Annotated in this window: 15 protein-coding genes and 1 tRNA gene; 12 read left to right on the top strand and 4 right to left on the bottom strand. The window is 66.3% G+C overall.

Annotated elements, in window-relative coordinates:
• The first annotated feature begins 55 nt into the window (after positions 1–55).
• The 4 genes from serS to AC1DB1_RS03100 all read left to right on the top strand — a co-directional run bounded on the left by serS (position 56) and on the right by AC1DB1_RS03100 (position 3,706).
• Positions 56–1,321 carry a serine--tRNA ligase gene (serS, locus tag AC1DB1_RS03115; RefSeq protein ID WP_477199747.1) on the top strand — a complete coding sequence of 422 codons (1,266 nt, stop codon included), beginning with the start codon at positions 56–58 and terminating at the stop codon, positions 1,319–1,321.
• Positions 1,318–2,121 carry an HAD family hydrolase gene (locus tag AC1DB1_RS03110; RefSeq protein WP_271176776.1) on the top strand — a complete coding sequence of 268 codons (804 nt, stop codon included), beginning with the start codon at positions 1,318–1,320 and terminating at the stop codon, positions 2,119–2,121. Before serS ends, AC1DB1_RS03110 begins: the two co-directional genes overlap by 4 nt.
• A 139-nt stretch (positions 2,122–2,260) precedes the next feature.
• Positions 2,261–3,571, top strand: a complete 1,311-nt coding sequence (locus AC1DB1_RS03105) for an LCP family protein (RefSeq protein ID WP_477199746.1) — start codon at positions 2,261–2,263, stop codon at positions 3,569–3,571.
• A 50-nt stretch (positions 3,572–3,621) separates the two neighbouring features.
• Positions 3,622–3,706 (top strand) — tRNA-Ser (locus AC1DB1_RS03100).
• Positions 3,707–3,790: 84 nt separating this feature from the next.
• On the opposite strand, the gene AC1DB1_RS03095 is transcribed toward AC1DB1_RS03100, so the two are convergent.
• The 3 genes from AC1DB1_RS03095 to AC1DB1_RS03085 all read right to left on the bottom strand — a co-directional run bounded on the left by AC1DB1_RS03095 (position 3,791) and on the right by AC1DB1_RS03085 (position 11,018).
• Entirely contained in the window at positions 3,791–6,910 is a 3,120-nt protein-coding gene (locus AC1DB1_RS03095; protein WP_477200076.1) for a hypothetical protein, read from the bottom strand.
• Between the two features lie 345 nt (positions 6,911–7,255).
• Positions 7,256–9,856, bottom strand: coding sequence for a right-handed parallel beta-helix repeat-containing protein (locus tag AC1DB1_RS03090; RefSeq protein WP_271176778.1), 2,601 nt, complete (start codon positions 9,854–9,856; stop codon positions 7,256–7,258).
• A gap of 157 nt (positions 9,857–10,013) precedes the next feature.
• Positions 10,014–11,018, bottom strand: a complete 1,005-nt coding sequence (locus tag AC1DB1_RS03085) for an aldo/keto reductase (RefSeq protein ID WP_271176779.1) — start codon at positions 11,016–11,018, stop codon at positions 10,014–10,016.
• A gap of 148 nt (positions 11,019–11,166) precedes the next feature.
• On the opposite strand from AC1DB1_RS03085, the gene AC1DB1_RS03080 reads away from it, so the two are divergent.
• From AC1DB1_RS03080 to AC1DB1_RS03045, 8 genes are read left to right on the top strand one after another with little or no spacing between them, the layout of a single operon-like run.
• The gene (locus tag AC1DB1_RS03080; protein WP_271176780.1) at positions 11,167–12,183 is read left to right on the top strand and encodes a zinc-dependent alcohol dehydrogenase; all 1,017 of its coding nucleotides are present in this window, start codon (positions 11,167–11,169) and stop codon (positions 12,181–12,183) included.
• Complete coding sequence (locus tag AC1DB1_RS03075) at positions 12,180–12,941, top strand: SDR family oxidoreductase (protein WP_271176781.1); 762 nt, start codon at positions 12,180–12,182, stop codon at positions 12,939–12,941. Before AC1DB1_RS03080 ends, AC1DB1_RS03075 begins: the two co-directional genes overlap by 4 nt.
• On the top strand, positions 12,919–14,451 hold the full coding sequence (locus AC1DB1_RS03070; protein WP_477199745.1) for an ABC transporter substrate-binding protein: 1,533 nt from the start codon (positions 12,919–12,921) through the stop codon (positions 14,449–14,451). Before AC1DB1_RS03075 ends, AC1DB1_RS03070 begins: the two co-directional genes overlap by 23 nt.
• Position 14,452: 1 nt before the next feature.
• Positions 14,453–15,394 carry a carbohydrate ABC transporter permease gene (locus AC1DB1_RS03065; protein ID WP_271176783.1) on the top strand — a complete coding sequence of 314 codons (942 nt, stop codon included), beginning with the start codon at positions 14,453–14,455 and terminating at the stop codon, positions 15,392–15,394.
• Between the two features lie 2 nt (positions 15,395–15,396).
• Entirely contained in the window at positions 15,397–16,302 is a 906-nt protein-coding gene (locus AC1DB1_RS03060; protein ID WP_477199744.1) for a carbohydrate ABC transporter permease, read from the top strand.
• Between the two features lie 28 nt (positions 16,303–16,330).
• The gene (locus tag AC1DB1_RS03055; protein WP_477199743.1) at positions 16,331–17,515 is read left to right on the top strand and encodes a mandelate racemase/muconate lactonizing enzyme family protein; all 1,185 of its coding nucleotides are present in this window, start codon (positions 16,331–16,333) and stop codon (positions 17,513–17,515) included.
• On the top strand, positions 17,512–17,853 hold the full coding sequence (locus AC1DB1_RS03050) for an L-rhamnose mutarotase (RefSeq protein ID WP_477199742.1): 342 nt from the start codon (positions 17,512–17,514) through the stop codon (positions 17,851–17,853). Before AC1DB1_RS03055 ends, AC1DB1_RS03050 begins: the two co-directional genes overlap by 4 nt.
• Complete coding sequence (locus AC1DB1_RS03045) at positions 17,850–18,686, top strand: amidohydrolase family protein (RefSeq protein WP_477199741.1); 837 nt, start codon at positions 17,850–17,852, stop codon at positions 18,684–18,686. The genes AC1DB1_RS03050 and AC1DB1_RS03045 overlap by 4 nt, the downstream gene beginning before the upstream one ends.
• Here AC1DB1_RS03045 and AC1DB1_RS03040 read toward each other — a convergent pair.
• Positions 18,671–19,405, bottom strand: coding sequence for a FadR/GntR family transcriptional regulator (locus AC1DB1_RS03040; RefSeq protein WP_477199740.1), 735 nt, complete (start codon positions 19,403–19,405; stop codon positions 18,671–18,673). The genes AC1DB1_RS03045 and AC1DB1_RS03040 overlap by 16 nt on opposite strands.
• Between the last annotated feature and the right edge of the window lie 113 nt (positions 19,406–19,518).

Raw genomic sequence — 19,518 nt, 5'->3', positions numbered from 1 at the left:
CGGCCGCTGCGCACTGCTGGGGCCGCTCGTCGCTGGTGCTCGATAAGCTGAGCGGGTGATCGATCCAGTCCTCCTCCGCGAAAACCCCGACCTCATCAAGCGATCGCAAGAGGCCAGGGGTGACTCCGCCGAACTCGTCGACGAGGCGCTGCAGGCCGACCGTGAGCGGCGGGCGGCGATCACCGCCTTCGAAGAGCTGCGCGCTGAGCAGAACGCCTTCGGCAAGAAGGTCGCCGCCGCTCCCAAAGACGAGAAGAAGGAGTTGGTGGCGCAGGCGCAGAGCCTGGCGGGCCGCGTGAAGGAGGCGCAGCACGCCGCCAACGCGGCCGAGGCCCGCTTCACCGAGGTGCTCCGCAGCATCGGCAACCCGATCATCGACGGGGTTCCTGCCGGAGGCGAAGACGACTTCATCACGCTCAAGACCGTCGGCGAGAAGCCCACGTTCGATTTCGAGCCGCGCGATCACCTCGAGATCGGCGAACTGCTCGGCGCCATCGACATGGCCCGCGGCGCCAAGGTCTCCGGAGCGCGCTTCTACTACCTGCGCGGCATCGGTGCACGCCTCGAGCTCGCCCTCATGAACATGGCGCTCGACCGCGCACTGGCGGCCGGATTCGTGCCGCTCATCACTCCCACGCTGGTGAAGCCCGAGATCATGCAGGGAACCGGATTCCTCGGCGCGCACGCCGACGAGATCTACTACCTGCCCGCCGACGACCTCTACCTCACCGGCACGAGCGAGGTCGCGCTCGCCGGATATCACGCCGACGAGATCATCGACGTGAACAAGCCCCTCCGCTACGCCGGGTGGTCGACCTGCTATCGCCGCGAGGCGGGCTCGGGCGGCAAGGACACCCGCGGCATCATCCGGGTGCATCAGTTCAACAAGCTCGAGATGTTCGTCTATACGCTTCCCGAGGAGGCCGAGGCGGAGCACGCGCGTTTGCTGTCGTATCAGGAGGACATGCTGCAGGCCCTCGGGCTCAGCTACCGCGTGATCGACACCGCGGCCGGCGACCTCGGTTCGAGCGCCGCCCGCAAGTACGACGTCGAAGCGTGGGTCCCCACCCAGGATGCGTACCGCGAGCTCACCTCGACGTCGAACTGCACGACGTTCCAGGCCCGGCGCCTCGACATCCGGTATCGCACCGAGAGCGGCAAGACCAGCCCGGTCGCGACGCTGAACGGAACTCTGGCCACCACCCGCTGGCTGGTCGCCATCCTCGAAACCCACCAGCAGGCCGACGGATCGGTGATCGTTCCCGAGCCGCTTCGCCCTTATCTCGGTGGCCTCGAGGTGCTGGAGCCGATCGCGAAGTGACCGCTGACGACCGCCTGCTGATCGCGCTCGACGTCGACGGCACGCTCATCCACGAGGACGAGACCGTCGGACCCGCCGTCCTCCAGGCGGTCGGCCGGATGCGCGATGCGGGTCACGAGGTCATGCTCGCCACCGGCCGCAGCTGGGAGACGGCTCGGCCCATCCACGAGCGCTTCGGCCTGACCAGCGAGTTCGTCGTGTGCGCCAACGGCGCCCTCACGATGCAGCGCGATGAAACCGTCGAGGGTGGTTACCGGCGCGAGTTCGTGGAGGTGTTCGATCCGACCGAGGTGCTGGAGACCATCCGGCCGTTCCTGCCGCGCGGCAGCTTCATGGTCGAGGACGCGACCGGTTTCCGCCGGTACACCGAGGGAATGACCGACTGGGAGCTCGTCAACGCGACGCAGGTGTCGTTCGAGGAGCTCGCCGCTCAGCCGGCGACGCGCGTCGTGGTGGTCTCTCCGCAGCACGACGAGGAGCAGTTCCTCTCGATCGTGGAGCAGATGGGGCTGCACAAGGTCAGCTACGCGATCGGCTGGACGGCGTGGCTCGACATCGCGCCCGACGGCGTGAACAAGGCGACGGCGATGGAGCGCGTCCGGCAGCAGCTGGGCATCCCGTTCGATCGCCTGGTCGCGGTCGGCGACGGACGCAACGACATCGATCTGCTGCAGTGGGCGGGCGCCGAGGGGCGTGCCGTCGCGATGGGGCAGGCCCCGGATGAAGTCAAGGCGGCGGCGACGGTCGTCACCCTTCCCGTGGACGAAGACGGTCTGGCGGCGTTCCTCGACACCCTGTGATCAGCACTTCTTGCGCCTCCGTCCAGAGGTTTGCCAGGGTGTTCTGGGAGCCTGGAAGCCCGTGTACATCCACGTGCGCAGTACTCTGACCCCCGATCCATCGCCTCCGGCGACGGGAGTGCGCCGCGAAAGGGAGTGAATGAACGAGTTGCCCACGCGCGCCTCTGCGCGCGCACAAGAGAAGTCTGCCGGCCCCAGCATCGCCCGGCACGGACGCCTCAAGCGGCACCATCCCGTTCAGTTCCTCCTCAAGCTCATCGCTGCGATCGTCGGCGTGGCCCTGGTCAGTGGCGTGTCCGTCGCCGCCTATGCGGTCTGGAACGTGGCCTCGGAGGTCAAGTCCACCGTCAAGCTGGTCGACGCGAAGGGCAACCCGATCCCGCAGGTCGGTGCGATCAGTGGCGGCTTCAACGTGCTGCTCGCCGGTAGCGACAGCGGTGGCGGCAACAAGGCCTACGGCTCGCGCGGCGAGGTCCTGAACGACGTGACGATGCTCTTGCACGTTTCGGCGGACCACAAGAACGCGACCGTCGTCAGCTTCCCCCGGGACATGTTCGTCTCGATCCCGTCATGCCCGACCGAAGACGGTAAGGGCAGCTTCGACGCGATGAGCCGGCAGAAGATCAACACGACGCTGAGCTACGGCGGCCTCGCCTGCACCGTTCTGACGGTCGAGCAGCTGACCGGATTGACCATCCCGTACGCCGGCGTGATCGAGTTCGACGGTGTCATCGAGATGTCGAACGCGGTGGGCGGCGTTCCCGTCTGCGTCGCCGGCAACATCACCGACCCGTATACGGGACTCGATGTGAAGGCCGGCCAGAACACCCTTGAGGGTTCGCAGGCGCTGGCGTTCCTCCGCACGCGGCACGGTGTCGGCGACGGTTCCGACCTCGGCCGCATCAGCAACCAGCAGGTCTTCCTCTCGTCGCTCGTGCGCACCATCAAGAGCGCGGACACGCTGTCTAACCCGGTGAAGGTCTACGGGATCGCGCGCGCGGCGGTGAAGAACATCAAGCTCTCCGAAAGCCTCAGCAACATGACGACGATCGCCTCGATGGCGGCCGCGCTCAAGAACATCGATCTGAACAAGGTCGTCTTCGTGCAGTATCCGAACCACTACACGTCGGATGGCGGCGTCGAGCCGACCGAGGATGCGGCGGACACGCTGATGACGGCGCTCAAGTCGGACAAGTCGATCACGCTCACGGGCGACACCGGCGTGGGCTCCGAGGCCGCGGCGGGCGGGACGTCGACGACGGCTCCGTCGACCGAGGCTCCGGCGACGCAGGCGCCCGCGACGCAGGCCCCGCCGTCGTCGACGCCCTCGAACAGTGCGACTTCGACGCCGGCTCCCAGCACGGGTGCCGACAGCTCGGTTGACCTGCCGTCGGATGTGCACGGGCAGACGGCCGGTCAGGTCACCTGTTCGAAGCCGTTCAGCGAGTAGGCCCTTCGCGCCGTCCGTTAGAATCGGTCGACGCCGGTTCGCCGGCGCCAGGAGGGCTGTCCGAGCGGCCGATGGAGCCAGTCTTGAAAACTGGTGGGCAGAAATGTCTCGTGGGTTCGAATCCCACGCCCTCCGCACCTTCACATGGCCCGACAGGCCGGTTATTTACTGGGTGTCGGGCCATCGCCGTTCCTTGGGAATCGCGTTTTGCGCGCGAACTCAGCGAGAAACCGCCGAGTACGCGGATTGTCCGCGTACTCGGCGGTTTGCTTTCGGTACTACGAAGGCGAGGCCGGCGACAAAGGCGACCGCGCCGACGGCGGCGACCCACCAGGGGGTCTCGGCCGGGATCCCGAGATAGACGCTGATGCCGAGGATGCGGGACAGGCCCCAGGGCAGCAGCGCCAACTGGTCGTTCCACAAGGTCAGCGCCTGTTCCAGCCCGATCGCCCCCACGAGCGTCGCGAGGAGTGCGACCGCCGCGCCGGATGCCGCCATGACCATCCCGACCGCCCGCCGACGGCCCCATGAAGGCACGAGCGACCACGCCGCAGCGACGATCACCCACGCGAACAGGGCGAACGCCGCGATCGTGTACAGCGACCGGGACACCGGGTCGGTCCAGAACCCGAACCAGTAGCCTCCGGGCCCGGTCGGCAGGAGGATCGCCGAGAGCAGTACGACCCGCAGCAGGCCGGCTCCGCCGACCGCGGCGAGCACGGGCAGTGCGCGGCCGCCGAGCAGGCGGGTCGCTGCGATGAGAGCGGCGGCGAACACGGCCCACGCGCCGAGCGTCACGACCAGGTGCGCGGGCGCTGCGAACCAGGTGAGGATGGCGCGGCTGAGCACCAGGGCGACAGCGGGCGTCGCCAGGAGCAGCACACGGTCAGCGACGCCCAGACCGGCCACGGCCTCCGCCGCGCGCCAGGGACGGGTGCCCGCGATCACGAGTGCACGGGCGGCACGGGCGCCGGGCCAGCGGGAGACCCGCGACGCGAACCTCCCTTGCACCGACCCGACGCCTCCCGCGACGGCGCCGTAGGCCAGCCAAAGCACCACCAGTGCCAGCAGAATGCCGGACGCCCACGCCATCGGGAGGTCGCGGTCCGCGCGGTCGAGGCCGAGGTGCGCCGCGGTGAGGTTGTACGCCGGGTAGTACGGGTCGCCGCCGTATTGCGACTCGTGGGCTGACGAGCTGGCGAGGAATGCCGTGCGCGCCGTCTGCCACTCGGCGTAGGCGGTGGGATCGCCGGTGTCGTTCCACTCCGCCTTGCGGAGGACCATCGCACGATAGTCCCCGAGCATCCGCAGAGTGCTCGCCTCGTACGCGAGTGTCTTCGTGAACATGCTCCGGAGCGACGGATCCTTCCAGGTCGACGGGTCCGTCGCGCCGACGAGAGCCTGCATTCGGGCGACGGCCGCGTTCGCGACCGCGCCGCCGTCGATGGCCTCATCGAGGTGGTCGCGGGAGATCGCGTAGATGACGTCGAGTGCCGCGCTGTCGCCTGTCACGATGTCCCACTCGAAGATCCACATCATGGGCGGCGGTTCGAGCCCGATCGCGAACACCCTCTTGTCGGCGTATGGACCGATGTACAGGCCCTGCGTGATGGCCTCCCGAGAGCTCGCCATGGCCTCTGTGATGGCATGGAGGGTGCCGGGGTCGTCCGAGAACCAGCGCCGAGCCCAGCCGGCCGTCACCTCGGCGGGATCGGTGGACGGGTCCCGGGCGAGTCGCACGGCGAGGACGGTGTCGAGTTCGGCGAGCTGCCAGAACCCGGTCTTGAGCTCGAGCGAGAGCGGGCCCGCCCGCCATGGACCGCCGTCCTGCGTCCAGGTCCAGATGCCCTCGATGTGCGGGTTCGCGGCGAGCAGCTCCTGGAACGCGGTGGCGTAGAGCGGGCCGAGGTCGTTCGGGAAGCTGCCGAAGTTCTCGAACTCGCGTCGGCTCTGGTACTCGATGATGCGTCGCTGGTCGCCGGTCTCGAGTGTCGTGTTGAGAGGGAGATGGCTGTAGAAGTCGCCGAGGGTGTACTTGGTCGAGACGATCAGGTGCGGGGAGTCGATCCCGTCGAGCACCGCGTGATACGAAGCGGGGTTCGTGTGCATGTCGCCGACCGCTCCGACCCCGACGCTCCAGCTGCGGAAGATCACCTCCCGGTCGACGTGCTCGGCCTGGGCGAGCAGCGTCGTCAGCATCGTGCGCACGGAAGCGACGGTCGTCACCGCGAGCTCCGACGTGTAATCCCAGCCCGGCAGGTCGTACACCGACCCGGCCTCTCCGATCCGGATCAGCACGCCCTCCACGTAGGGCATCGTGCGGTAGAGCTCGTCCAGCCCTTTCGCGTACACCGACCAGAGGTCGGGGTTCTCGGTGTCGAGGCCGCCGAAGTGCTCGGTCAGGTACGCACGCAACGGCGGGGTGAGGGTGAGCATGTCGGTGCGGAAGTAGACCTTCAGCCCGGCGTCGTGCGCCGACTCCCACATCGCCCCGAACTCCTGGCGCATCGCCAGCGCCCGGGCGACATGCTCGTCACCCTCGTGGTAGACCTGCCGGCCGTCGCCGACGTCGGAGAACGTCAGGTACTCCAGCAGCCCCGGGATGGCGATGGCCGTGTAGCCCTCGGCGAGCAGGTGCCGTACGTACGTGTCGAACTCGGTGCGTGCCGCGGCCAGCGCCACCGTGTCGACGTACGGCGCGTGCGGCAGGATGGCGTTCTCGAACGCTTTGGAGTTGTGCGAGTAGTCGTCGCCCTTCGACCATTCCTCTTCGTCGGGAACCACCCCGACGGCTCCGAGGTCGGCCATGCGGAACGGGAGTCGCGACGTGACGGTCTGCCCGAGCCGGGCGGACACCGACGTGCCGTCGCGCACCGCCGAGGCCAGGTCGTAGACGCCGCGCGCCGCTCCCGCCTCCGTGGCGGCGGAGACGCGGAGGGCGGAGGCCGTGCCGCTCAAGGTGTAGGTGTCGTCGTCCGCAGCGACGCCGGGAGCTGCGGCTCCGGTCACGTCGACCGAGAGGGTCGCAGTTCCGGAGGTCGTCGCCGCTGAGCCGACGGCGTCGTCGAGCTCGGCGAGGGCGGTGGCGACTCTGGTGCTGCCGGTCGCCGCCGGGTGCAGGACCCGGGGAGGCGCGAGCGTTGCGGTGGCAGGTGCGACTGAGGGGGTCTCGGCGGGCACGTCGGACGCTTCGGACCGGATGCCGAGCGCGTCGGTGAGGACGAAGGCGATCCCCGCCCCGAGGGCCAGCAGGATCGCGAAGGCGACCACGGCGAGGAGGGGACGCCGTGCCGGGTGGGGGTCGCCGGCTGTCCGACGTCGTCGTCGGGGGTGCATCATCACGCGCCGGAGTGTAGCAAGAAATGGGACGGTCGTCCCAGTTCGGCGCGAAGCGCTATTCGGTGTCCCGCCGCCTGCTGATCTCCGACTCCCCGGGCACCCTCCTGGCCGAATATCCACAGCCCGCGCCCGGCACCAAATGCGTCGGCAGCGGCACCCCAGAGGACCAGTTCGAATCCCACGCCCTCCGCTTGGCGGAACAAACTCCGGGATGGCCGAGCCTATGAGCAAATGCAGCGACTCCGTCTAGAGGCCGATACTGGCCCCCTCTGAAGTCGGTCGAAGTCCGTTCGGTGAGGGTTCGGACGAGGGCGGCGACGCTGCAGTCGTCGCCCTCGCCTGGGCTCAGTGCCTGGTTGTGTTGTCGATCGAGAACGAGTCGAACTGGTTGATCGCCGACTGTGCGACATCGTGCGAGGTCGAGAAGATTCCCGCATCCTGCGTCGCGGCAGCGGACGCCAGCGTCACCGGCGTCCCGACGGACACGAAGTTCGCGCCATCGTACGAGTACGCAGCCGAGAACGACGTGCCTGCGCGGGTCAACTGCACCCAGATCGGCCGATAGATGTCGATGTTCGCCTGGACTTGGGCATCGATGTAGCCATCACCGTTCGAATCCCATGCGAACACCACACCGTTCCTGGCGGTGACGGCGACCACGGCGTATCCGGCAGACGCCCCCGCCTTCGTCATGTCGTTGCGCACCATGACCCCGGACTTCGCCCAGGCATTGGCATCGTTGACCGATACCACGCGTGTAGTGACGGTCGAGCCGTCAGCGAAGGAGCCCGCACGGTAGATCGCACCGAACTGGTCGTCGTGCTGGCCGCCGGCTCCCCAGATGTCCGCGCCCCGTGCGGCAACCCCGAAGGCGCCGCCGTGCTGGCCGAACACTGAGGAAGCCGCCGACGCGCCCGCGGTGCTCAGCCCGGAGTCAACCGGAGCGGTCGCCGGGCAGCCGGTGAAGCCGAACAGGTTCGCGTTGAGCGACGTGCGGTACTGGGCAGCGACTCCAGCGCCACAGATCACCGCCTGCGCGTCCGCCGGCCAGTTGGCGCCCGTCACCTTCACGTTGTTGGTCAGCGTGTTGTTGTGGGCGGCTGCGTTCGGAGCGGAAGCACCGCCGCTGTTGTACCAGTTGTTCCGGATGACGTTGTTGCTGGTGTTGTTGCGAAGGCTGTATGCGTTGGTGAATACGAATGATCCGCCTTGCACAACATTGTTCTCGTAGGTCAGCGAGTTGGATCCTTCGTCGAGATACAGACCGACGCCTGAGATGTTGAACAGGTAGTTCTTGTCGACGACCGAGCCCGGACTCGCAGACAGGTTGTACACGGATCCGCCGTCAGCGAAGCGCGCCTTGGTATTGTGCACGAGGTTGCCTTCGACCCGGTTGTTCTTCAGAGTGGTCGGCGTCGTGTAGAGCGGGTTCCACTTGTAGTAGCCGCGGTCCACATAGTCGTTCGAGCCTCCGGCGTCGTTGATTCCCCAGCCGAAGCCGGTGTCGATGCCGTCGTACGGCACGTTCGAGACCTCGTTGTGGAGGATCTGCGCGTTGGTGACGTAGGTGCTGAGGATGCCGCTGTTGTCCTTGTAATCGACGGACACGTGATCGATCGTGTTGTCCTGGATCAGGATGTCCTTGTTCGTCATCCGGACGTCGCTCGGGTGGTGCGCATCGGGGAGGACGCCGCCGACGGAGACGCCGTGACCGCCGTCCTCGGTGAACCGGTTGCCCACCACGTCGATGTTGCTGGCGCCGAGGCCCACTCCGGAGAGCGTTGCGTTGGCGTCGTTGCCGATGCCGAGCGCTGACTGGCCGAGGTTGGTGAACGTGTTGCCGGTGAACGAGACCCGGTTGGCGGCGGACACCTGAACAGCGGCCGGCTCCTGGTACCAGTTCGTCCGGGCTCGTTCGAACATCTCGCAGCCACGCGAGCAGCTCGTGAATGCGTCGGTGGGGCGGTAGTCGTAGGTGCCCTTGATGTACGTTCCGTTCTGCTGGTCGGCGTACCCGTCGGTCGACGGGCCGAGCCAGGAAGTGCCCGAGAACTGGATGCCGGCGAAGGCGAGACCCGTGACCGGCTTGTCATATGTGCCGCTCACGCTGATGAGGGACTGCAGGTGCGGAAGCTCCACGTCCAGCGTGTTGGGGTCGACCCCCGGGGCCGGCTTGTAGTACAGCTTTCCCGCTGCCGGGTCGATGTACCACTGCCCGGTGGAGGTGAGGAATCGCAGCGAGTTGTCCAGGTACCAGCTCGGTCCGGCGAGGAACGAGTTCTGGACGGTGTCCCAGCCCCACGTGTTGTTGTCCCAGGCCGGTTGCTTCATCGTGATCTGGGTGGGGCTGATGCTCTGCACAGGAGAGTAGCGGTTGGTGAAGTCGCCCAGCGACTCGAACTCGATGCGCCCCTGGCCGGGGAGAGTGGCGAGGTAGCTGAGCGCCGGGTTCTTGATGGTGAGACCGGTCGCGGTCGGCGTGACATCGGAATTGGCGAGCTTGATTGCGGCGCGTGGAGCGGTCACACCGTTCACATAGAGCTGGCGGGTGTCGAGTCCCGCGGGGGTGTCGGTTTCCCAGATGCCGGTGCCCGCGTCGGACTTGGACCATCCGGTTACCTGGGATGCGCCGGTGATCACCGGGTGCGCGCCGGGTGCCGCGGTCCAGGTGACGGTGTTGTCCCCGCCGCCGTCACCAGCGTCGAAGGTCAGGGGCTGCGAGAGCCGGTAGGTGCCGTCGGCCAGCTGTACGGTCACGTCGCCGTGCTTCACGGCCGGGCGCAGCACGTGCTGGGCGCGTTCGAGAGAGCAGGGCATGGATGCGCTGCAATGCCCAGCGTTCTTGCCATCGGGTGCCGCGTAGTAGATGGACGACGGTGCCGCCTGCGCTTCAAGCGGTATCAACGCAGATGCGATGACGACGCCGGCCCCGAGGAGCGCGAGCATGGCCGACCTGCGTCCCCTTTGCCGTTTCGTCGATCGGTGCGTGTCTGACATCAATGTCATGTTCGATCGCTTCCTGTGATGGAGGGCGTCGGTGCCCCCGCAACAGGGTTATCATACGTATGATGTTTCTCGCAAGGGACGTGTGATGTTTGCGAAGTCAGAGTCTCGCGGTGAGGCGAGCCGGATCGGGAGCAAGTCCCGTCGCGTCGAGTTCCTCCCAGAGCGACTCGGGAATGGCCAGGTTGTATCGCGCAACCGTGCTGCGCACATGCTCGTCGGTGCGCATGCCCGTGACGACCGAGACCACGGCGGGGTGGCGCAGCGGGTACTGGATCGCGGCCGCCGGAAGCGTGGCGCCGTGCCGGGCGCAGACCTCCATGATCCGAGCGGCGCGCTCGATGACATCCTCCGGGGCTCGACCATAGTCGTAATGGGCTGCGCGGTCGACGGTCTCGCTGCTGAGCAGTCCCGAGTTGTACACGGCCGCGGCCACGACGCCGACGCCGCGCTCGTGGGCCATCGGGAGCAGATCGTCTGATGCCGATTGGTCGAGCAGGGTGAAGCGGCCGGCGACCATGACGATGTCCACATCGGTGCGCCGCACGAACTCGGTCAGCATCGGCGACTGGTTCATGCCGGCCCCGATGGCGCCGACGACGCCCTGGTCGCGCAGCTCGATCAGGGCGTCGATACCCGAGGACGACGCGCTCGCCCACTTGTCGTCGGGATCGTGCAGGTAGGCGATGTCGAGTCGGTCGGTCCCCAGCCGTGTGAGGGACTCCTCCACCGAGCGGAGGATCCCGTCATGGCTGAAATCCCAGACGCGGCGCGTGGTGGCGGGAACGACGAAGCCGTCGTCATCGAGACGGCCGGCGGTCTCCGGGCTGTCGACGAGAAGGCGGCCGACCTTCGAGGAGATCACGACGTCGTCCCTAGGCGTGTCGTGCAGTGCGCGGCCGAGCCTGCGTTCGGAGAGGCCGAGGCCGTAGTGCGGCGCGGTGTCGAAATAGTTCATACCCGCGACCCGGGCGGCGGTGACGGCTCGCTGCGCGCTCTCGTCGGTGGTCTCCACGAAGAGATTGCCGAGCTGGGCCGCGCCGAACCCGAGTTCGGTGAGCTGGTGTCCGGTGCGGATGCTCCTGGTGGGCAGTGTGTGTGTCATCGCCTGATACGCCTTCGTTCGAGTGGAGTTGCCATCGAGAGTCTAATCTCGGAGAGCATACGTATTATGTTTGCGGTGTCGGTTGGATAGGCTGACGCCCGCCGTCGGCCGTTCGGCCTCGGCGCATGCGAGAGAGGAGCGTCCGGCGATGCTGGCGGCGAACTATAGAGGTGACCGGACCATCACGGTCGACGAACGCGAGCCGGACGGACTGCGTCCGGGGGAGGTGCGCATCGGCGTGGCCTTTGTCGGCATCTGCGGAACCGATCTCCATGTATTCCACGGCGACATGGATACCCGGGTGACGCGGCCTGCGACCATCGGGCACGAGATGTCGGGCACGATCCTCGAGGTCGCACCGGACGTCGACGGCTGGTCCATCGGCGATGCCGTGACCGTCATGCCGCTCGCCTGGGACGGAACCTGTCCGGCCTGCCTCGCCGGCAACGAGCACATCTGCCAGAACCTCGACTTCATCGGCATCGACAGCCCTGGAGCCCTGCAAGAGCAGTGGAACGTTCCGGCCTCGACCCTGGTGCGGCTTCCGGCGGAACTGTCGTTGCGCGACGCGGCCCTCGTCGAGCCGGTGGCCGTGGCGGTGCACGATGTCCGTCGCTCCGAGCTCGGCCCCGGCGACAAGGCCGTCGTCATCGGTGCCGGGCCCATCGGGGTGCTGATCGCCACCGTCGCTGCTGCGTTCGGGGCGGATGTCGTGATCTCGGAGCTCGACCCGAATCGGCGGGCCGCCGCCGCGGAGATGGGACTTCAGACGCTGGACCCCTCATCGGTCGACCAGGTCGCCTGGGTGGAGCGGTGGACGGGCGGAGCCGGCGCCGACGTCGTGTTCGAGGTCTCGGGCTCGGCGGCCGCTGTCCTCAGTGCGACGAGCCTCGCCAAGGTGCGGGGCACTCTCGTGGTCGTCGCCATTCACTCGCAGCCGCGGCCCATCGATCTGCACCGCGTCTTCTGGCGGGAGCTGCGCATCCTGGGAGCGAGGGTCTATCAGCGCCGCGACTTCGAACGAGCGGTCGAACTGGTCGCACAGGGCGCGATCCCTGCCGACAAGCTGATCACGCGGGTCGTCCCCCTGACCGGGGTGGCCTCTGCTTTCGAGGCGCTGGAGGCCGGTCAGGCCATGAAGCTGCTCGTCGAGGTGCCGCAGTGACTCCCTTCGATCTGACCGGCAGGCTCGCCGTCGTGACCGGAGCCAAACGCGGGATCGGGTTCGCGATCGCGGACGCTCTTGCCGCCGCCGGCGCCGACATCATCGGCGTATCCGCCACACTTGACCCCCACTCCTCACGCATCGGCGACCGGGTCCGCGAACTGGGCCGGCATTTCGAGGGACACCGTGTCGACTTCGCCGACCGCGGGCAGGTTGTGGAATTCGGCGCGCGTCTCGCCTCGCAGGAGCGTGCGGTGGACATCCTGGTGAACAACGCCGGGACCATCCGCCGGGCTCCCGCTGCGGATCATCCGCTGGAATGGTTCGACGAGGTTCTCGAGGTCGACCTGACCAGCGGCTTCGTGCTAAGTCAGGCACTCGGGCGGCGGATGCTCGACGTCGGTCGCGGCCGCATCATCTTCACTGCGTCGCTGCTGTCGTTCCAGGGGGGTATCAGCGTGCCCGGATACGCGGCGGCCAAGTCCGGGGTGGCCGGCCTGGTACGCGCCCTGTCGAACGAGTGGGCCGGCGGGGGCGTGACCGTGAACGGTATTGCGCCCGGCTACATCGCCACTGACAACACGCAGGCGTTGCAGGACGACCCGGACCGATCCCGTTCGATCCTCGAGCGCATTCCGGCTGGCCGGTGGGGCGACGCGGAGGACCTTGGAGGTGCCGCGGTGTTTCTCGCGTCGGATGCCGCGCGCTATGTCTCGGGGGCGATCCTCCCCGTCGATGGCGGCTGGCTTGGGCGGTGACCGCCTGCCGTCAGGCGACGGAAGTAACGATCCGGTCTCGCGTGAGAAAACTGTAGTAAACATCATACGTATGTTCTATAGTCAATCACACGCCTCCTCGGAGTCGTCAACGAAGTCGACAAGACAAGGACATCTCATGGTCGGAATCCACACTGTGGTGCATTCACGTCGTCGCTCGGCGCTGACTGTAGCCGCACTTGGCGCCGCGACGGCGCTCCTGGCTCTCACCGGTTGCAGTACCGGTGGGAGCTCGGCGAACGGGTCGTACGGCTTTCCCGAAGCCAAGCAGGACACCTCCTCGACGATTACCGTCTGGGTGGATGCGGACCGTCAGGCCGCAGCGAAGGCTTTCGAGAAAGCGAACCCGGACACAAAAATCAAGGTCGTGACCTACGACGGTTCGGCCAACGGCTCGAACTCGTTCCGTACGAAGATGCAGCTCTTCGACCGCGCGGGCAGCGGCTGGCCCGATGTGGTCTTCTCCTCGCAGAACACGGATGCCTCGTGGGCGAGCCAGAAAAGCAACGGAAAACAAGCCTTCGCCGCGGTTCTCGACAAGGGACTGGTGAGCAAAGACACCCTCGACGGGTTCGCCGAGGGGGCGCTGAACCCGTGCACGGTGGAGGGGCACGTCTACTGCCTCCGCAACGACCTGGCCCAGGCGGTTCTCTGGTACAACAAGTCGCTCATGGATCAGTTCGGTTACAGCGTTCCGAAGACCTGGGAAGAGTTCCAGGAACTGGGAACGAAGGTCGCCAGCGAGCACCCCGGCTACATCGTCGGAACCGCCGGAGACGCCTGGACCCCCGAGGTGTACATGTGGGCCAGCAAATGCGAGGCCAACAATGTGACCGGGCCGAAAGCCGTCACGGTGAAGACCGACACGACTGAGTGCAAGCGCGCTGCCGCGCTGCTCGACACGCTGCGTAAGAACGGAACGGTTCCCGCCGTTAGCGTGTTCACGCCGGAGTTCGTGAAGAACTACAGCGGCAAAGTGCTGATGATGCCTGGTCCCGCATGGTACGCAGGTGCCATCTTCAACAACCCGCAGTCGCTGAACGTCCCGGCTGGACAGCTCGGCGTCGCAGCCCCGCTGCCCTGGAAGGGTGAGGACAAAGCGGTCACCGGCAATGTCGGCGGCGGAACCTGGTTCATCTCGAGCCACTCGAAGAACCTCAAGGCCGCCGAGAAGTTCACGCAGTTCGTCACGACGTCGCCCGATTATCAGGTGGATGTCGCCCCCGGCTATCCGGCGTATGCGGATGCCGCGACGAAGTGGATCGCCAAGCAGGAGTCCAGCAAGTACTTCGCCACCTCGCTGGAGCCGATCACCACCGCCGGATCGCAGATCTGGGATGGATGGGGCTACGGCCTCTTCAGCCAGGAAGCCATCTGGGCGAAGACGATCACTCCGGCCGTTGCCGGCGGCAAAACGATCGAGGAACTGCTGCCCACCTGGCAGCAGGCGATCGAGAACCAGGCAAAAGTCGACGGATACAAGGTGAACTGATATGACCCTCGCTCCACCGAGCGATCAGCTGACCGCCGACGCGAAATCGCGTCGGCGGTCAGCCCGGCCCGAAGGCCGAGCTCCCGGGCGCACCCCGATCGGGTACGTCTTCGTCTCGCTCTACACGCTCCTCGCACTCGCATTCGGGATCCTCCCGGCTCTGTACGCCGTGCTCCTGGCGTTTACGAACACCGACGGCGGCTTCGCCGGCATTGACAACTTCGTCAAGGTCGTCACCGACTTCCGGTTCTGGCCCGCTGTACTCCACGTCACGCTCTACCTGGTGATCTGGCTGATCATGCTCGTGATCTTCGTGGTTGCACTGGCTTTGATCGTCCACGCGGTGAGGCTGCGCTGGGCCGGCACCACACTGCGCTTCATCTACTATCTTCCCGGCGCTCTCGCCGGCGCCTCGAGTGTGCTCCTCTGGCTGTTCGTGCTGGACCCGACGGCCAGTCCGGTCAGCGGTCTGCTGCATCTCATGGGCATGAACAGCTTCGTGCAGGTGATCCAGCCGGGAAACCTCCCCCTCATCTTCGCGATCATCGCATTCTGGACCGGGGCCGGCGGTTGGATCGTCATCATGTACGGCGCACTGAACAACATCAGTACCGACGTGCTCGAAGCGGCCCGCATCGACGGTGCCAACGCTGTGCAGATCGCGATCCGGATCCAGCTCCCGATGCTCCGCAAGTGGATCGCCTACATGGGAGTCATGTCTCTCGCGGCGGGCACGCAGTTGTTCGTCGAGCCTCAGCTGCTCAGTCAGGCGAGCAACGCGGTGGTTCCCAACGACTATTCGCTCAACCAGCTCGCCTACCAGTACGCGTTCCAGCAGAACGACTTCAACGGCGCGGCAGCGATCTCGCTCATCCTGCTGGTCGTGGCACTACTGCTGTCGTGGGTCTTCGTGACGCGCGGTGGCCTCTTTGAGAAGGAATGACGATGACCGCACTTTCCGCCGAACGGCAGCACAGCAGACGGCTTGGAACCTGGAGCGGGCGCTCGGTCGCCGGCCTCGTCCTCGTTCTTTTCGTGCTGTTCTTCATCATCCCGATCGTCTGGCTGCTCTTCGCCGTCACGAAGTCGTCGCACGCGCTGACCGTGGCGAACCCCTTCTCCATCGGATCCTGGGCGGATTTCGTAGCCAACTGGAATCAGCTGTTCGGCTTCCAGGATGGCGCGGTCACCGTATGGATCGGCAACTCGGCCCTGTACACGATCGGCGCGCTCGTGATCACGCTCGTGGTGAGTGTGCCCGCCGGGTATGCGCTGGCGCTCACCGAGTTCAGGTTGCGCAAGGCGCTTCTTGTCCTCACTCTCGTGGTGATGCTCATCCCGAGCACCGCTCTCGTGCTGCCCATCTTCCTGGAACTGAATACCGTGGGACTGATCGGAACACCGCTCTCCGTCATCCTGCCGATGTCGTTCTTCCCGTTCGGGGTGTACCTCACCTACATCTACTTCTCGACGAGCATCCCGCGTGATCTCCTAGCCGCGGCCCGAATCGACGGATGCAGTGAGACACAGGTGTTCACCCGCATCGCGCTGCCGCTCGCTGCCCCGATCGTGGCGCTCGTCGCGTTCTTCAGCTTCGTTCAGAATTGGAACAACTTCTTCCTGCCGTTCGTCATGCTGCCGTCGAGCGACGGCTATCCGGTGCAGGTGGGGTTGACGTCGCTGCTCGCGGCGACTCCCGCCTTCAATCCGAGCTCGGCGGGATCAGACTCCGTTCAGTTGCCGACCCTGGCCCTGGCGACAATCGTCTCGATTCTGCCGGTGCTCGTCGTGTTCCTGTTCTCGCAGAGATTCCTCGTTTCCGGCATGACGGCGGGAGGGACGAAGGAATGATCATCCCCGCCCATCAGGAGAGCGCACTATGAAGATCACCGGCTATCGCAGTCTGAGCACCGTACACGATTGGGGCCGAATCACCGGTGACGTGAACGGTGTGATGAACGGAAACACCACGACCGTGCCCGTCCTCATCATCGAAACTGACGAAGGACTCGAAGGCGTCGGTCTCGGGGCGCACGTCGACATCGCACGCGTCTTTCCGGCTATCGAGGGCGAAGACCCGCGGTCGGTGGTGGCACTGTACGACCGGATGCTCGATTGGGTGTTCAAAGCCGGTCACTCCGGCGCGACCTTCGGCACGATCGGCGCCGTGGACATGGCCCTCTGGGACCTCAAGGCGAAGGCCGCGGGGGAGCCGCTGTGGCGCATGCTGGGTGCGAGGGAGCGGTTCGTGCCCGGGTACGCATCGGGGCTCGAGTTCGGCCTCGCGGACGACGAGCTGGCTGGACTCTACGAGCGATTCGCCGATCGCGGGTTCAAGGCAGGCAAGCTCAAAGGCGGCCGGGACCTCGACAGGGACCTGCCTCGACTGGAAATCATGAGAGACGTCTTCAGCCGAAATTCGAAGCGCCCTGCCATCATGTTCGACGTCAACGAGTCGTGGAACCACGCGCAGGCGACCCGCTTCGTCTCCGCGATCGAGGAGCACATGGACCTCACCTGGGTCGAGGAGCCGCTGCGCCGTTGGGACGCCGCCGGCATGGCCGCGATGCGCGGAAAGGTCCGGGCGGCGATCGCCAGCGGGGAGAACCTGACGGGGCTCGAGCAATACCGTCCGCTTCTCGACGCTCGCGCACTGGATATCGTCCAGGTCGGCAATGTGTGGGGTGTCACCCACTTCCTCCGGGTCGCCGCCGTCGCCCACTCGCACGACCTGCCCGTGAGTCCGGTCGCGTACAACTGCAATCCTGTCGCCCATGCAGCCGCAGCGGTCCCCAACCTTCTCACGCACGAAGTGCAGGACTTGAACTTCCCGGTCGGACTGGACGTCGACCAGCAGTTCGAAGACGGAGGCATCGTGTTGGGCGATCGACCGGGCCTCGGCATCGTTGTCGACGAGTCGAAGATGGTCCCGTTCGACACAGCGCCCATCAACCTTCCCGCCACCGGCCCCCACATCAGACCAGAACGGGCAGCGTTGCGTCTTGTCGCGGAGCCCGACGTCATCGACGACTCCCTGGCTGCGATGCTGAGGCCGGCACTGTGACGGAGAAGGCGCCGGAGCGGCACGCACTCGTGGTCGGGGTGCGCCCGGAGAAGCGAGAAGAATACCTTCGGCTTCATAGTGCCGTCTGGCCGGGAGTCGAGGCCACGCTGAGCGAATGCAACATCCGCAACTACAGCATCCACATCTTCGGTGATGTGCTGTTCGCCTACTACGAATACGTGGGCGACGACCACGACGCCGACATGGCGCGCATCGCGGCCGACCCGGTGTCGCAGGAGTGGTGGACGCACACGGACCCGTGCCAGGTGAGGATCGCCGACGAGCGGGATCCGGGTTCGCTCTGGCAGCCCATCGACGAAGTGTGGCATCTGGCATGACGGTGCGCGTCGACTCGCATGTGCACCTCTGGAACCGTGCCACCGACCCGCAGGACTGGGTAGACCCGCAAAGCATGGCGCCGATCGATCGCGATTTCGGGCAAGCTGACCTGCGTTCGATGCTGGACGAAACGCACGTCGACCGCGCGGTCGTCGTGCACGCGTCGAACAGTGTGGAAGAGAGTGTGCGGCTTTCGCGTCTCGATCCGGAGGTCGTAGCGGGTCTGGTGGCGTGGGTCGATCTGACGGGGGATGTCGTCGCGCAACTCGATCTCATCCGCGCTACGGCAACGGTGCCTGTTGTCGGAACGCGGCATCTTGTCCAGATCGACCCCGATCCCGAGTGGCTCCTGCGCGAGGATGTCGGTCGTGGACTTTCCGCACTGGCGGACGAGGGGATGCGTTTCGACCTCGTCGTGCGTGACTGGCAGTTGCCGCAGGCCCGCACGGTCGCGTCGCGGCACAGCGACCTCATCTTCGTGCTCGATCATTTGGGCGGCCCTCCAGCTCCTGGTGAAGACCTCAGCGAGTGGGAAATCGGCCTCCGGAACCTGGCGAGTCGCCCGAACGTAGTAGCGAAGCTCTCCGGTCTGATCTCCGGCCTCGCTCCCGGCTCGTGGCAGGTGGACGACCTGCGACGGGTGGTGGAGATCGCACTGACCGCCTTCGGCGCGGAACGGCTGCTGTACGGGTCCGACTGGCCGCTGGCCGAATTGGGCGGAGGCGCCGCAGGATGGCGCGCTGCCGCCGAGCACCTCCTCGCCGAACTCACGGACGAAGAACGCCGACGCGTCTTCGGGCTGAACGCTGTAGCGGTCTATTCGCTCGACTGATCGCCGTCTGCGAGTGCGCGAACCCGCGGAGAGTGGTCCGGCAGCCGCCGGCGCTCCCACGACACGTGGATGTGGTCGTGCATTGCCTGCTGAGCGGCCCCAACATCGTTGCGAGCGATGGCGTCGACGATTGCGCCGTGCTCGTCCAAGGTCAGAGCGACGGCGTCGGGCGGATTGATCCCCTGGTACCGGTTGGACTCGACCGCTCGCTTGTAGAGGTGCTTCGCGATGTTCTCCGCCAGGCGATTGCGCGAGATCTCCATCAGGGCGTAGTGGAACACTACGTCAGCCTGCCGGAACGAATCCGTCTCGAATTCGCTCTCCCGCATGGCGGTGAGGGCGTTCTCGAGGCGGCGGAGCTCATCGGGATTGTGAGACTCGGCTACCGCGCCTGCCATCGCCGATTCGAGACTCGCCCGCACCACTGTCAGCTCGTCGAGGACACCAAGGCTCTCGTCGTTGTCGATCAGGGCGGAGAGCACGATCGGATCAAGCATGTTCCAGTATCCGGGTGCCCGGACCTGCGTGCCTCGACCCTGCGAGACGATCACGAGGCCCTTCTCCTCCAGCCGTTTGACCGACTCGCGGAGCACCGTTCGACTCACGCCGAAATGCTCACTGAGCGGGCCCTCCGGAGGCAGGAGGTCGCCCTCTTTCAACTGACCGGTCACGATCAGGTCCACCAGCTCGGCGACCACAGCCACCCCGAGGCGCCCCACGGGCAGCCTTTGAGGGATCAAGCGGGAGGTGTCCGTCGACTCGGTCGCCATACATATGACCTTACCGCGCTAGCCGCCACCGGCTCGGCAATACGTACAGGAGTTTCGCGGCC

It is taken from the genome of Leifsonia sp. 10N434 (genome assembly GCF_056394405.1).
This window is presented reverse-complemented; position numbering and strand designations above follow the sequence as displayed.